Here is a 13,208-nt window from a genome sequence, read left to right as displayed (position 1 = left end):
CCCGTCGGCACCGGCCAGGTGCACACCGTGAACGGGCTTGTAGATCACCCGCTCGTGCTCGGCCGCGAACGAGCGGGCGTCCTCGGGAACGTTCGTGATCAAGGTGTCCGGTACGAGCAGGCCGAGGCGGGCGGCGGTCGTGAGCTGTACGGGCTTGTGGTCGGCGGCGCGATTCCTCATGGGGTGGTTGACGTGCAGGGCGTCGGGAAGTGCGGTCAGCACTCCGGTGTGCCCGGCGCGGGACTGATCGATGGCGAAACGCCGCTCGGCTGTCTCCGCCCGCCGGGGATCTCCGTATGGAGTGGGGCGCCGCCAGTACACGGAACGGACGACCGAGAGGTCGAGGTGCCGGGACGGCGTCGTCAGCTCGCCGGTGAGGGTGTCGCCCGCGAAGCGCGCGCTCATGCGGGCGGTCCCGGGGAAGTTGGTGGCGGGGTCGAGCCGTACGACCGGGACACCCCGGTCGTACAGCTCGCGCACCACCAGATCCGCCGTGACGTCGCCGAGCGCGGTGATCACGAGAACGGGTGAGTTCGCCATGTCAGTCAGGGACGTTGTCTTCCATGGAGTCCGCGTCCATCGGCGCCGGCGGCTGGGCGCCACCGCCGTCGGAACCGGTCGAGGTCGGGGACGATGTCGAAGTGCTGGTCCCGTGTTCGCCCATGTCCACTCGCCGACCGTCCGCGTCGAAGTAGCGCGTCGTCTGCGTGTCGGGGTCGAGCTCGGTCCGGGTGTACGGCAACTCGATCGTGTTCGGGTAGAGCGCCAAGCGCCCCGTACCCCAGGGCTGTACCGCGGTGGCCATGCCTTCTCCATTCGTGATGTCGGCGTGAACAGGTTCAGCGCGTGCCGTTGCGAGTGCGAGGGGCCTGCGGAACCTCCCAAGGGCGCGCGAAACGGGAGGCTTGTCACGGACGGTATGCGCATCGCAACACGGGGAAGGTACCGGCATAGGGACGAGAGTCGCAACGCTGTGACGTCCCAAGGTTGGACCGGCATATGCCAAGCGCCTCCGGCCAGTTGGCCGGAGGCGCGTTGGATGCTTTGCCGATCGGGGGACGGGGCTCAGCCCTGAGAGTGGCCCTCGATCAGATGGTCGAACTCGCCCGCCTTGACGCCCTTGAGGAACGCCTCGAAGTTGGCGCGGCTCGTGACGACGGTCGCCTCGGGCGACTCGCTCTCGACGAGCTCGATCTCGCCGGACTCGGCGAGACGGGCATGGATGCAGTTCTGGTTGTTGTCCGCTCCCGAGAATGAGGATTTCTGCCAAGCGGTGGGGTCGGTCATCTCTCTCACGTTTCCTGTGCCACTCGGTGAATAAACTTACGTGATTCGTCGGCGTCGAGCGAGATTCCCTCGACCGAATCCAGCAGGGCGCGGTACTTGATCAGGTGGGGCTCGGCGTCCAGGAATCCGCCGTCGAATGCGCTGTCGAGCTGCACCGTGTCCAACTGTGGAATAGTCGCGCCCGCGTAGAGCATGGAATGCACGGAACCGGTGATCTGTGCACTGAACGGAACGACCCGGATCGAGACGCTCGGCCACGAGGAAGCTTCGACCAGGAACCCGAGCTGCTCGCGCATGGTGTCCGGTCGGCAGTAGCGCATTCGTAGGGCTGCCTCATGGATCAGCGCCTGAAACGTGGGTGGTTGCGGACGGTCGAAGATCTCGCGCCGTCGCATCCGGTACTCGACCCTTATCTCGGTCTCTTCCGACGGTTCGGAAACGCTACTGAGGATCAGCTCTTTCGCGTACGCCTGCGTCTGGAGAAGGCCGGGGATGTGCAGCATGTCGATCGCGCGCATGTGAAGGGCGTGATGCTCAAGTTCGGCAAGGTCGAGGAAACCCGGCGAGAGGCGCCCCCGGTACTCCTCCCACCAGCCCTTGCCTCGCTCCTCGGCTATGGCTGCGAGAGCGTTGACCAGGTGCTTGTCGGTGGCTGAGCAATGGGCGGCGAGTCGGCGCACACGGTCGGCACTCACGCCGTACCGGCCGGATTCGATGTGGCTCGCTGCCGCGCGTTCGCCGCCGAGGAAGCGCGCGATGTCGGCACCGGAAAGGCCGGCTCGCTCCCTCATCTTGCGGAGCTCCGCGCCCAACCGCTTCTGCCGCGCCGTCGGATACGCCCTCGGTGGCATGGGCCCCTCCCTCCTGTTGTGCCCAAAGTGTGCCGCCCTGGCGGCCCGCCGGTCCACTCTCGGTGTAGGGACGAGCGTCCCACTGTTGCGCCGTCCCTATGTTGTGCCCTAACTTCGGGATCGGCGCCGCACCACTGTGAAGGTCCGAAGTGCAGCCATCCGTAAGCCGTTTGACGACCCCTCGGGGGATGGCCGGAGCCACGGACTCGCGCCCTTGACCCGCGTCACCGTTGGTTGGGAGACGAAGGAATGATGACCGCAGCCTTAATGCCGCCCGAGCGGAACGCTGACTACCGGTTCACCGGTCCGAGACTGCCGAGCATGCCTGCTCTGGCTCGCCACTGGATCGTTGACCTGCTGCGTCTGACTGGCCGCGCCCGCCTTGCGGAGCGTGCCGAACTCTGCGCATCCGAGGTGGTCACGAACGCTGTCCTGCACACCGAGTCGCCCGTGATCACGGTCGAGGTCTCGCTCTCGACGGAGGGGGTGTCCGTGTGTGTGCACGACGGGGCCCCGGGTCGCGCACCACAGGTGCGTCCTGCCTGGGCGGATCCCACCTCGCTCACCCGGACCGGGCGTGGTCTCGGACTCGTCGGCGCGTACGCCGACCTGTTCGGGGCCACATGCGACGAGACCTCGAAGACCGTGTGGTTCGTGCTGTTCGACGACCCGACGGCGGGGTGAGCGGCATGGCCTGCGCCGATCGCACCCTTTCAGTTGTCCTTGGCGCGCGCGTAGTGGCGTGAAGCCTTGGCCCGGTTTCCGCACGCGGCCATCGAGCACCAGCGGCGGGTGCCGTTTCGTGAGGTGTCGTAGAAGTGCAGGATGCACGCCTCGTGCGCGCAGGCGCGGATGCGGTCCGGGCGGGCGCGCAGCAGGTCGAGGTAGTCGCGCGCGGCGGTCCAGCCGGGGCCCCAGGCGGGATCCGCGAACTCCGGCTCCTCGCCCGGGCCTTCGGCGGTCAGCGTGGCCCGGATCCGGCCGTGGCCGAGGACCGCGTCGACCCGCGCGGTGGCCTCCGGGTCGCCGGGCCGGTCGACCAGGGCGGCGAGGGCGTCGCGGGCGGCGAGGGTGTGCCGCAGGGTGGCCGTGTCGGCGCGGAAGCGGCCGTCGAGCCCGTTCGAGACCAGCCAGATCTCCAGGCCCCCGGTCCCGGTGAGCAGGTCCTGCCGGACGCCGTCCGCCATCCAGCGGGTGTTGAGCAGGTCGAGCGAGACGGGCTCGCCGACGAGGGGCCGCGGGTCGGGGACGGTCATGGCGGACGCCTTCCTCGGCGACGGTTTCCGGACTAACCCCTCAAGGTTACGTGAGCGGTTGCACCCGTTGCGTTCTAACCATTAATGTTGAAGTGAAGGGTTAGCTTCGCCGTCCTGTCCGGAATCGAGAAGGACCGAGAAGGACCGAGGAGGTCCGTCCGTCATGCGCGTCTACCACTCCGGCTCCCTCGCCGTGCAGGACCGGGTCGGCGTCCGCGACCTCGCCGAGCGCGTCGGCAGGTCCGTCGCCCCCGGCATCCGGCCCGTCGCCGCCGCCTTCCTGGAGGCCCAGCCGATGCTCGTGCTCGGCGCCGCCGCCCCGGACGGGCGGGTCTGGGCCGGCCTGCTCACCGGCCTGCCCGGCTTCGCCCGCGCCGCCGGCCCCCATACCCTCTCCGTCGCGGGCGGCCTCCCCGACGGCGACCCCCTCGCCGGAGCCGTCACCGCGGCCGGCACCCCCGTCGGCACCCTCGCCCTCGACCCCCGCACCCGCCGCCGGCTCCGCCTCAACGGCACCGCGCGCCCCAGCGCCCGCGGCCTCACCGTGGCGACGGGTCGAGTTTTCGCCAACTGCCCCAAGTACCTCCAGCAGCGCGAACTGCTCGGCCGGGCGGAGGACTCCCGCCCCGGGCCGGTGCGGTACGGGCCCGCCCTCACCCCCGCCCAGGCGGCGCTGGTCCGCGCCGCCGACACCTTCTTCCTCACCACCACCGGACCCGGCGGCGTCGACACCGGCCACCGCGGCGGCCTCCCCGGCTTCGTCGAGGTCGTCTCGCCCGCCGAGCTGCGCTGGGCCGACTACCCCGGCAACGCCATGTTCCTCACCCTCGGGAACCTGGAGGAGGACGGCCGCGCCGGCCTCCTCTTCCTCGACTGGGACACCGGCACCACCCTGCGGCTCTCCGGCCTGGCCCACGCCGAGTACGGCCCCGAGGGCCGGGCCGTCCGCTTCCGCCTGGACGCGGTGGCGGAGACCCCGGACGCGAGCCCGCTCCGCTGGTCGGCCCCGGTCCCCAGCCCCTCGAACCCGCCGCTGCGCCGGGCGTAGGGCCGGGCGGCCCCGCCCCACGCCGCCGGGCGGCCCGCCCGTGTGCTTAGCTCGTCTGTTCGCCCTGCCTCACCTGCGCCTCCCGCCCCGCCCGTACCGCCGCCCCGCCCGTACCCCCTGTCCCCGCCCGTACCCCCTGCCCCGAAGGACCCGCCCGTGACCGCCGCCGCATCCGCCGACGCCCAGGCTCCCGCGCCCGCCCCCGCGGCCCCCGCCGCCACCGCCCCCGCCCCGGCGGCCCTGGCGGCCCCCGCCCCCGCCCGCCCCGCCGCGCCCCCGCGCCCCCGGCCCCGCGTCCTGTTCGGCTCCACCGCCGTCAGCGTCGTCGCGCTGCTCCTGCTCGTCGCGATCGGTGCCGGGCTCCACCAGCCGCTGCTCATCCCGCCGCTCGCCGCGAGCATGGCGCTCGTCGCGGGCGCGCCCGACCTGCCGCTCGCCCAGCCCCGTTCCGTCATCGGCGGGCAACTGCTCTCCGCCCTCACCGGCTTCGCCGTCCTCGCGGTCGCGGGCCCCGGCCCCTGGGGCGCCGCCGTCGCCGGCGGCCTCGCGCTCGGCGTGATGTCCGCCGCCCGCGCCCCGCACTCGCCGGCCGCCGCGACCGCCGTCATCGTCGCCCTCCAGGACCCGCCGTTCTGGACCTTCCTCGGCCTGCTCTCGCTCGCCGTCCTCGTCCTCGTCGGCACCGGCCTGGCCGGCGCCCGGCTGACCGGCCGCCGCTACCCCGCGTACTGGATCCGATAGCCGTAACCTCCTGTCATGCAGACCGAGTTGCGGGTGGCGGCCTACGCCGTGTGCGTACGGGACGGACAGCTCCTGCTGGCCCGCTGGGTGGACCGGGCCGGGGTGCGCCGGTGGACCCTGCCCGGCGGCGGCGTCGACCACGGGGAACTGCCCCTCGACGCGGTGGTCCGGGAGGTCGAGGAGGAGACGGGGTACCTCGCCGAGGCGACCGCCCTGCTCGGCATCGACTCCATCCGGCGGCAGCGGACCCGCCCGCTCGGCGGCTCCTACGACTGGCAGGGGCTGCGGATCCTCTACGAGGCCCGGGTCACCGGCGGCGCCCTGCGCAGCGAGCGGGGCGGCTCCACCGACCTCGCCGCCTGGCACCCGCTGGACGCCGTGCCCGCGCTCACCCGGGTCGAACTCGTCGACATCGGCCTCCAGCTCCTGCGCGACCGCCCGCCGCTCGGGCACTCGCCGCTCCACGACCCGGCGAACGGCTGAAAACGGCTCAACCGTCCCGGAGGCGCTCAACCCGCCGCCGGTGCCCCGGGGTCCCCTCCCGTGACCGAAGCAGCGCACCGAGCCGTACGTACGTCAGGGGAGCCCGCAGACATGTCAGCCGCACGCACCGCCCGCACCGCCTTGGCCGCCACCCTCGTGGCCGGCCTCGCCGTCACCGCCCTCGCCTCGCCCGCCCTCGCCGCCGCGCCGCCGAAGCCCTCGCACGCCGCGACCCAGCAGGCGCTGGACGCGCTCGTGGCGGAGGGCGTGCCCGGAGTCGTCGCCCAGGCCCGGGACGGCAAGGACCGCTGGACCGGCACGGCGGGCGACCGTAAGGGGAACGACCGCTTCCGGGTCGGCTCCATCACCAAGACCTTCACGTCCACCGTCCTCCTCCAGCTCCAGGCCGAGGGCCGGATCGACCTCGACGACCCGGTCGAGAAGTGGCTGCCCGGAGTCGTCACGGGCCACGGGCACGACGGCGGCAAGGTCACCGTCCGCCAGCTGCTCAACCACACCAGCGGCATCTACAGCTACACCAGCGACCCCGCCTTCCAGGAGCGGGTCTTCGGCACCGACTTCCTCCGGCACCGCTACGACACCTGGACCCCGCGCCAGCTCGTCGCCGTCGCCATGGCCCACGAGCCCGACTTCGCCCCCGGCACCTCCTGGAACTACTCCAACACCAACTTCGTGCTCGCCGGCATGGTGATCGAGAAGGTCACCGGCCGCCCGTACGGCAAGGCGGTCGAGAACCGGATCATCAAGCCGCTCAAGCTGCGCGCCACCAGCGTCCCCGGCACCGACTCGCGGGTGCGCGGGCCGCACTCCGGCGCGTACTCGAAGCTCGCGCGGGACACCACGGGACCGACGTACGACGTGACCGCCCTGAACCCGAGCATCGCGGGCGCGGCGGGGGAGATGATCTCCGACTCCAACGACCTGCAGACCTTCTACCGGGCCCTGCTCAAGGGCCGGCTGCTGCCGCCGGCCGAGCTGAGGGAGATGACGGACACCGTCGAGATCGGGCCCGGCACGGGCTACGGCCTCGGCCTCATGCGGCAGAAGCTCAGCTGCGGCAAGGAGGTGTGGGGCCACGGCGGCGGCATCCACGGCTCCAGCTCCCAGGCCGTCGCCACCCGCGACGGCGAGCACTCCCTCGCCGGGAACCTCAACGCCGACTGGGCGGGCGACAGCCAGAAGCTGATCGACGCCGAGTTCTGCGGCACGGCCCCGAAGAAGTAGCGGAGACCCACGGGGGGTTCACACGGGGGGTTCAGCGCGGCAGGACGACGACGTAGGCGGCCGGCTGCCGGTCCGACGCGGCCATCAGGGCCGTACGGACCACGGCCGCCTGCTGGTCCATCGCCTCGCGCAGCTTGCGCGGGGTGAGGTGGACGACGGTGATCCCGAGCCGCTCCAGGTGCTCGCGCTTGCGCGTGTACTCGGACCAGAGCGCGTCGTCGTCCTGCCGGGGCGCCCGGGTGTCCAGCTCCACGGCCACCGCCTGGTCCGGCCAGTAGGCGTCCAGGCCGCCGAGGTGCGGGCCGCCCGGCAGCCGCAGGTCCACGTTCCACACCGGGTCCGGGAGCCCGTACTCGCGCACCATCGTGTACAGCCGCTCCTCCGCGAGCGAGCGCCCCTCGGCCAGCAGGGCGTCCACCGCGTCCACCACGTGCGGCCGGTTGAGCAGCCGGGCCCGGTTCAACTCTCGCACCACGGCCGCCGGTTCGCAGTGCCCGCCGCTCACCGCCTCGGTGAGCAGCCGGCGGACGACGGCCGGGTCGGCGAGCGTCCCGACGGCGTCGGCCAGCGCCCGGGGGACCGGGGCGACGGGCAGCCCGCCGAGCTCCCGGGGGAGCGGCGGCTCGGCCGCGCGCACCACCCGGACCCGGCCGGTGGAGCGCAGCCGCCGGGTGCGCGGCACCAGCACGTCGACCCGGTTGATCATCCCGGCGGGCGGGGTGGCGGTGAAGCCGTGCAGGGCGAGGGCGGCGATCCCGGTCAGCATCGATCCGGCGCCGGCCAGGTCCAGGGCCTCCCGCAGGCGCTCGTCCCCGCCGCGGGGGAGGGCGGGGAGGGCGGGGAGCGGGGTCTTGGGGGTGTTGTGGTTCATGTCGACGGTCTTCCGCCGCGGGGACCGCCCCTAACCGCTGTTACGAAGCGGTCGCCGAATCCGGACAACTCCGCACTAAAGTACGCGCGTTCGACTGCCGATGAACAACGGCCCCCGGCGGGGAATCCGCCGGGGGCCGCTGTTCACGAGGGGGGCGCGGGGAACGTCAGGAGACGCGCCCGTCGCACTCCTGCGCACGCAGCGCACGCGCCAGGTCGTCGCGCGACTCCAGCACGAGCCGGCGCAGCGCCGGGGCGGCCGAGGCGTGCGCGGCGAGCCAGGCGTCCGTCGCCGCCAGCGTCTCGGGGGTGTCCTGGAGCGCCGGGAACAGACCCCGCACCACGTCCATGCCGATCTGGATGGAGCGCTCCGCCCAGATCCGCTCGATCGCCGCGAAGTACTTCTCCGTGTACGGGGCGATCAGCTCGCGCTGCGAGGACTGGGCGAAGCCCGAGATCGTCGCCTCGACCAGGGCGTTGGACAGCGCGTCCGACTCGACGACCTGCGCCCACGCCTGCGCCTTGACCGCCGCCGAGGGCCGGGCGGCCAGGCAGCGCGCCTGGTGGCGCTTGCCGGTCGCGGTGTCGTCCCGGGCCACCTCCGCGCCGATCCGGGTCTCGTCGGCGCGCCCGTGCACGGTCAGCGGCTCCAGGAACGCCCAGCGCAGCTCCTGGTCGACCTCCAGGCCGTCGATCGCGGCGCCGCCGTCGAGCAGGGCCTCCAGGAGCTGGAGGTCTGTGTCGGAGGAGGCCACCGAGGCGAAGAAGCGGGCCCAGGTCAGCTGGTGCTCGCTGCCCGGCTCGGCCTGCCGCAGCTCGCGCAGCCCGCCCTCGGCGAGCAGCCGGCCGCCCTCGGCGCGCCGGCCGGGCACCGCGTAGTAGGTGACGGCGGTACGGGCCCAGGTGTGCACCATCTGGAGCACGCCGATGTCGGTCTCGCGGCCCGCGAAGTCCAGCACGATCCGGAGGAAGTCGCGGGCCGGCATCAGGCCGTCGCGGGTCAGGTTCCACAGCGCCGACCAGCACAGCGCGCGGGCCAGCGGGTCGGTGAGGTCGCCGAGGTGGGCGCGCAGGGTGGCCAGCGAGCCCTCGTCGAAGCGGACCTTGCCGTAGGTGAGGTCGTCGTCGTTGACCAGCACCAGGTCGGGCCGCTCGGCCCCGGCCAGCTCGGTCACGACGGTGGAGGCGCCGGTGATGTCGAGCTCGGCCCGCGCGTAGCGCACGAGCTCCCCGCCGGTCAGCCGGTAGAGGCCGACGGCGGCGCGGTGCGGACGCGGCTCGTCGCCCTCCTGGAGGACGGCGAGCTCGGTGATCCGGCCCTCGGCGTCGTAGGTGACGGCCGGGGTGAGGGTGTTGACGCCGGAGGTCTGCAGCCAGGACTTGGCCCAGCCCTTCATGTCCCGGCCGGAGGTCTCCTCCAGGACGGTCAGCAGGTCCGCGAGGCGCGTGTTGCCGTAGGCGTGGCGCTTGAAGTAGACGCGCGCGCCCTCCAGGAAGGCGTCGCGGCCCACGTAGGCGACGAGCTGCTTGAGGACGGAGGCGCCCTTGGCGTAGGTGATGCCGTCGAAGTTCAGCTTGGCGTCCTCCAGGTCACGGATGTCGGCCGTGACCGGGTGGGTGGACGGGAGCTGGTCGGCGCGGTACGCCCATGCCTTGCGGCCGTTGGCGAAGGTGACCCAGCTGTTGGTGAAGCGGGTCGCCTCGGCCAGCGAGAAGGAGCCCATGAAGTCGGCGAAGGACTCCTTCAGCCACAGGTCGTCCCACCACACCATGGTGACCAGGTCGCCGAACCACATGTGGGCCATCTCGTGCAGGATCACGTTGGCCCGGCGCTCGTAGGCCGCCTGGGTCACCTTGCCGCGGTAGATGTACTCCTCGCGGAAGGTGACCATGCCCGGGTTCTCCATCGCGCCGAGGTTGTACTCGGGGACGAACGCCTGGTCGTACTTCCCGAAGGGGTACGGGAAGTCGAAGTTGTCGTGGAAGAAGTCCAGGCCCTGCTTGGTGACCAGGAAGACGTCGTCCGTGTCGAAGTGCTTGGCGAGGCCCTTGCGGCACATCGCGCCGAGCGGGATGTCCAGCTCGGTGCCGTCGGGCAGCACGCGCGTGTAGCGGTCCGTGACGTAGTGGTACGGGCCGGCCACGACACAGGTGATGTACGTGGAGATGGACGCGGTCTCGGCGAACCGCCACACCCCGTCGGCGCCCCGCTCGCCCGCCCCGTTCGACCAGACGGTCCAGCCCTCGGGCGCGAGCGCCTCGAAGCGGAACGGCGCCTTGAGGTCGGGCTGCTCGAAGGTGGCGAAGACCCGGCGGGCGTCGGCCGGCTCGTACTGCGTGTAGAGGTAGACCTCGCCGTCCTCGGGGTCGACGAAGCGGTGCATGCCCTCGCCGGTGCGGCTGTAGGCGCAGCGGGCGTCGACCACCAGCTCGTTCTCGTCGGCCAGGCCGTCCAGCGCGATCCGGGCCCCGTCGAAGACGACGGCCGGGTCGAGCGCGCGCCCGTTGAGGGTGACGGAGTCGACCGCCGGGGCGATGAGGTCGACGAACGTCGAGTCGCCCGTGCCCGTGCGGCGGAAGCGGATCGTCGTCACGGAGCGGAACGTGCGCACGTCCTCCGTGGACTCGCCGACCGCCGAGCGCAGGTCGAGGCGGACCTCGTACCCGTCGACGGACAGCAGCTCCGCCCGCTCGTGGGCCTCGTCGCGGGACAGGTTCTCACCGGGCACGGTCACTCCTTCGTGGCTCGTTCGAAACAGCACCGATCCTCCCATGTGCACATGACCGCGCGTACCCGGGGAATGCGCGGCGGGCCGGTGGTGTTGCCGCCAGGCGCACCGCACCCGCCTTTTCGAGGAGAGACATGTCCGAGACCAGGACCACCGCCGACTTCTTCTTCGACCCCCTGTGCCCCTGGGCCTGGATGACCTCGCGCTGGATGCTGGAGGTGGAGAAGGTCCGCCCGGTGGACGTGCGGTGGAAGGTGATGAGCCTGGCGGTGCTGAACGAGGACCGGCTCGACGAGGTGCCGCCGGAGTACCGCGAGATGCTGGAGACCCAGGCGTGGGGCCCGGTGCGCGTGGTGATCGCGGCCCAGCGGCTGCACGGCGACGAGGTCGTCGGCAAGCTCTACACGGCGCTCGGCACCCGCTTCCACAACAACGGAGAGGGCCCGACCCGCGAGGCGATCGTCGGCGCGCTGAGCGACGTCGGCCTGCCCGAGGAGCTGGCGGACTTCGCCGACAAGGACACCTACGACACCGAGCTGCGCGCCTCCCACAAGGAGGGCATAGACAAGGTCGGCCAGGACGTCGGCACCCCGGTCATCGCGGTCCCCGGCCCGGACGGCGAGGAGGTCGCCTTCTTCGGCCCGGTGGTCACCCCGGCCCCGCGCGGCGAGGCCGCCGCCCGGCTGTGGGACGGCACGCTGCTGGTGGCGGCGGTGCCCGGCTTCTACGAGATCAAGCGCACGCGGACGGCGGCGCCCAGCTTCGAGTAGCCGCCCCGGGCCCAGGCCCCGGCCTCGGCTCGCCCCCCCCGTACGGAAGAACCCCCGCGATTCACGTCATCGCGGGGGTTCTTCTTCATTCCGCCCGCACGTGAAGGTTGAGAAGACGATCACGAGCAGGACGAACGGGGGGCGCCGGGCGCCCGGGGGGTCAGAACGAGATCAGCGGGACGCTGGCCTTGGCGGCCTGGTAGCGCTTGTTCACGTCCTGCCAGTTCACGACGGCCCACATGGCCTCGATGAAGTCGACCTTCTGGTTCTTGTACTGCAGGTAGAAGGCGTGCTCCCAGGCGTCGAAGACGAGGACCGGGACGGAGCCCTGGCCGACGTTGCCCTGGTGGTCGTAGACCTGCTCGACGATCAGGCGCCCGCTGATCGGCTCGTAGGCGAGCACGCCCCAGCCGGAGCCCTGGGTGGTCGCGGCGGCCTTGGTCAGCTGGGCCTTGAGCTTCGCGAAGGAGCCGAAGGACTCGGTGATCGCGTCGGCCAGCTCGCCGACCCCGTCGGCGGCCAGCGGCTCGCCGCCGCCCTCGCCGGCCTTCGGGCTGGCCATGTTGTTCCAGTAGATGGAGTGCAGGATGTGGCCGGAGAGGTGGAACGCCAGGTTCTTCTCCAGGCCGTTGATGGCGCCCCAGGCGTCCTTGTCCCGCGCCTCCTCCAGCTGCTCCAGGGTGTCGTTCGCACCCTTGACGTACGCGGCGTGGTGCTTGTCGTGGTGCAGCTCGATGATCTCCGGGTTGATCACCGGCTCCAGGGCCGCGTAGTCGTACGGCAGTTCCGGAAGGGTGTAGATGGCCATGTTGCCGAGCCTCTCGCCGACGTCTTCTTATTGCAACCTTTTTGCAGGTGCAGGCTAACAGTAGATGCTGTCTAAGTTGATCAGACGTCCCGTCAGGCGGTCGATCGGACCTTGGCCCTAGGTCCCGCCCGGGTTTCCCCCTGGGGCCGGATGGCGCAAACGGCCTTGAAGCGGGCGAATGGTGATCCATAGCCTGCGCGCGTGAACCTCCCACTCAAGCTCGCGGCGACGACCGCGCTGCTCGCGCTGCTCGGCGCCGCCCCCGCGCCCACCCCCGCCGAGGACGCCTGGCGGCAGGTCGGCACCGACTCCCGCACCGGCGTCAGCGGCCTCGCCGCCGAGCCCGCCGGCACCGCCCTGGTCGCGCACGACAACAAGCGCCCCGGGCAGCCCAGGCTGGCCCGGCTCGGCTACGCGGACGGCGCCGCCGCCCTCTCCCCGGTCGCCTGGGACGGGGCCTACGCCGAGGACGTCGAGGCGGTCGAGGCGGTGCCCGGGGCGCCGGGGGAGTACCTGGCGCTGGCCAGCCGGGGCATCGTCTACCGGCTGCGCGTCGAGGGCGCCACGGCGACCGTCGTCGACTACGCGCCGCTGCCGATGATCAACGAGGGCGCCGACTTCGAGAGCTTCGCGCTGGTGGCCCGGGGCGGGAAGCTCGCCGCGCTGTGGGCGGACCGGGGCGAGGGGCCGGGCCGCCCCGCGACCCTGTACGCGGCGCCGCTCTCCTTCGCCGCCTGGGGCCAGCCGCTGTTCGGCGCGGTGACCAGGCGCCCGTACGTCTCGGCGTACCCGCCCGGCGCGGGCACCCGGCACATCTCCGACATCACGGTGACCGCCTCCGGCCGGATCCTGGTGAGCTCCGCCTCCGACGCGGGCGACGACGGCCCCTTCGACTCGGCGGTGAGCGAGGCGGGCCGGGTGACCGTCTCGGCGGCCGGCTCGGTGCGGGTCACCCTCGCCGCGCGCCCCACCGTGCTCGGCACCTTCCCCGGCTACAAGATCGAGGCCGTCGAGTGCCTGCCCGGCACCTCCGACGCCCTGCTCGGCACCGACGACGAGCACCGCGGCGGCTTCGTCCGCACCGCCCCCTACTGCGGCGCCTGAACGCCGACGCGCCCCG

The 13,208-nt window shown here is 72.3% G+C and carries 14 protein-coding genes and 1 pseudogene; 7 read left to right on the top strand and 8 right to left on the bottom strand.

Going from position 1 to position 13,208, the window contains the following annotated elements; all coding sequences use genetic code 11:
• Nucleotides 1-240: 240 nt before the first annotated feature.
• The 4 genes and pseudogenes from AB0C99_RS17665 to AB0C99_RS17650 form a co-directional block, all read right to left on the bottom strand.
• A pseudogene (locus AB0C99_RS17665) lies at nt 241-540 on the bottom strand (MvdC/MvdD family ATP grasp protein); the annotation flags it as partial.
• Nucleotide 541: 1 nt separating this feature from the next.
• The gene (gene tgmA / locus AB0C99_RS17660; protein ID WP_362475781.1) at nt 542-805 is read right to left on the bottom strand and encodes a putative ATP-grasp-modified RiPP; all 264 of its coding nucleotides are present in this window, start codon (nt 803-805) and stop codon (nt 542-544) included.
• A gap of 260 nt (nt 806-1,065) precedes the next feature.
• Nucleotides 1,066-1,287: a DUF397 domain-containing protein gene (locus AB0C99_RS17655; RefSeq protein WP_362475894.1), complete on the bottom strand. Its 222-nt coding sequence runs from the start codon at nt 1,285-1,287 to the stop codon at nt 1,066-1,068.
• A 5-nt stretch (nt 1,288-1,292) separates the two neighbouring features.
• Complete coding sequence (locus AB0C99_RS17650) at nt 1,293-2,138, bottom strand: helix-turn-helix transcriptional regulator (protein ID WP_362475779.1); 846 nt, start codon at nt 2,136-2,138, stop codon at nt 1,293-1,295.
• A 321-nt stretch (nt 2,139-2,459) separates the two neighbouring features.
• On the opposite strand from AB0C99_RS17650, the gene AB0C99_RS17645 reads away from it, so the two are divergent.
• Nucleotides 2,460-2,822, top strand: a complete 363-nt coding sequence (locus AB0C99_RS17645) for an ATP-binding protein (RefSeq protein WP_362475777.1) — start codon at nt 2,460-2,462, stop codon at nt 2,820-2,822.
• 29 nt (nt 2,823-2,851) lie between these two features.
• Here the strand turns inward: AB0C99_RS17645 and AB0C99_RS17640 are convergent, their stop codons facing one another.
• A complete protein-coding gene (locus AB0C99_RS17640) occupies nt 2,852-3,394 on the bottom strand; it encodes a CGNR zinc finger domain-containing protein (protein ID WP_362475775.1) in 543 nt (180 codons plus the stop codon).
• 163 nt (nt 3,395-3,557) lie between these two features.
• Here AB0C99_RS17640 and AB0C99_RS17635 point away from each other — a divergent pair, with 163 nt between their 5' ends.
• From AB0C99_RS17635 to AB0C99_RS17620, 4 genes are all read left to right on the top strand, one after another.
• The gene (locus AB0C99_RS17635) at nt 3,558-4,442 is read left to right on the top strand and encodes a pyridoxamine 5'-phosphate oxidase family protein (protein WP_362475773.1); all 885 of its coding nucleotides are present in this window, start codon (nt 3,558-3,560) and stop codon (nt 4,440-4,442) included.
• 297 nt (nt 4,443-4,739) lie between these two features.
• Nucleotides 4,740-5,183 carry an HPP family protein gene (locus AB0C99_RS17630; RefSeq protein ID WP_362475892.1) on the top strand — a complete coding sequence of 148 codons (444 nt, stop codon included), beginning with the start codon at nt 4,740-4,742 and terminating at the stop codon, nt 5,181-5,183.
• 15 nt (nt 5,184-5,198) lie between these two features.
• A complete protein-coding gene (locus tag AB0C99_RS17625; RefSeq protein WP_362475771.1) occupies nt 5,199-5,666 on the top strand; it encodes an NUDIX hydrolase in 468 nt (155 codons plus the stop codon).
• A gap of 111 nt (nt 5,667-5,777) precedes the next feature.
• Complete coding sequence (locus tag AB0C99_RS17620; protein ID WP_362475770.1) at nt 5,778-6,911, top strand: serine hydrolase domain-containing protein; 1,134 nt, start codon at nt 5,778-5,780, stop codon at nt 6,909-6,911.
• Between the two features lie 31 nt (nt 6,912-6,942).
• Here AB0C99_RS17620 and AB0C99_RS17615 read toward each other — a convergent pair whose 3' ends face one another.
• Together AB0C99_RS17615 and pepN are read right to left on the bottom strand one after the other, a co-directional pair.
• A complete protein-coding gene (locus tag AB0C99_RS17615) occupies nt 6,943-7,782 on the bottom strand; it encodes a hypothetical protein (protein WP_362475768.1) in 840 nt (279 codons plus the stop codon).
• A 166-nt stretch (nt 7,783-7,948) separates the two neighbouring features.
• Nucleotides 7,949-10,510: an aminopeptidase N gene (pepN, locus tag AB0C99_RS17610; RefSeq protein WP_362475766.1), complete on the bottom strand. Its 2,562-nt coding sequence runs from the start codon at nt 10,508-10,510 to the stop codon at nt 7,949-7,951.
• 134 nt (nt 10,511-10,644) lie between these two features.
• Between pepN and AB0C99_RS17605 the strand changes: the two genes are divergently transcribed.
• Nucleotides 10,645-11,280: a DsbA family protein gene (locus AB0C99_RS17605; RefSeq protein ID WP_362475764.1), complete on the top strand. Its 636-nt coding sequence runs from the start codon at nt 10,645-10,647 to the stop codon at nt 11,278-11,280.
• A 160-nt stretch (nt 11,281-11,440) separates the two neighbouring features.
• On the opposite strand, the gene AB0C99_RS17600 is transcribed toward AB0C99_RS17605, so the two are convergent.
• Nucleotides 11,441-12,088, bottom strand: coding sequence for a superoxide dismutase (locus tag AB0C99_RS17600; protein WP_362475762.1), 648 nt, complete (start codon nt 12,086-12,088; stop codon nt 11,441-11,443).
• A gap of 201 nt (nt 12,089-12,289) precedes the next feature.
• On the opposite strand from AB0C99_RS17600, the gene AB0C99_RS17595 reads away from it, so the two are divergent.
• Nucleotides 12,290-13,192 (top strand): hypothetical protein, encoded by a 903-nt coding sequence (locus tag AB0C99_RS17595; protein WP_362475760.1) that lies wholly within the window; start codon nt 12,290-12,292, stop codon nt 13,190-13,192.
• Nucleotides 13,193-13,208 lie beyond the last annotated feature (16 nt).

Origin of the sequence: Streptomyces sp. NPDC048659 (genome assembly GCF_040650575.1) — a bacterium.
Taxonomy (GTDB): domain Bacteria; phylum Actinomycetota; class Actinomycetes; order Streptomycetales; family Streptomycetaceae; genus Streptomyces.
Note: the sequence above shows the minus strand (reverse complement) of the source record. Positions and strands in the feature narration are given on the sequence as shown.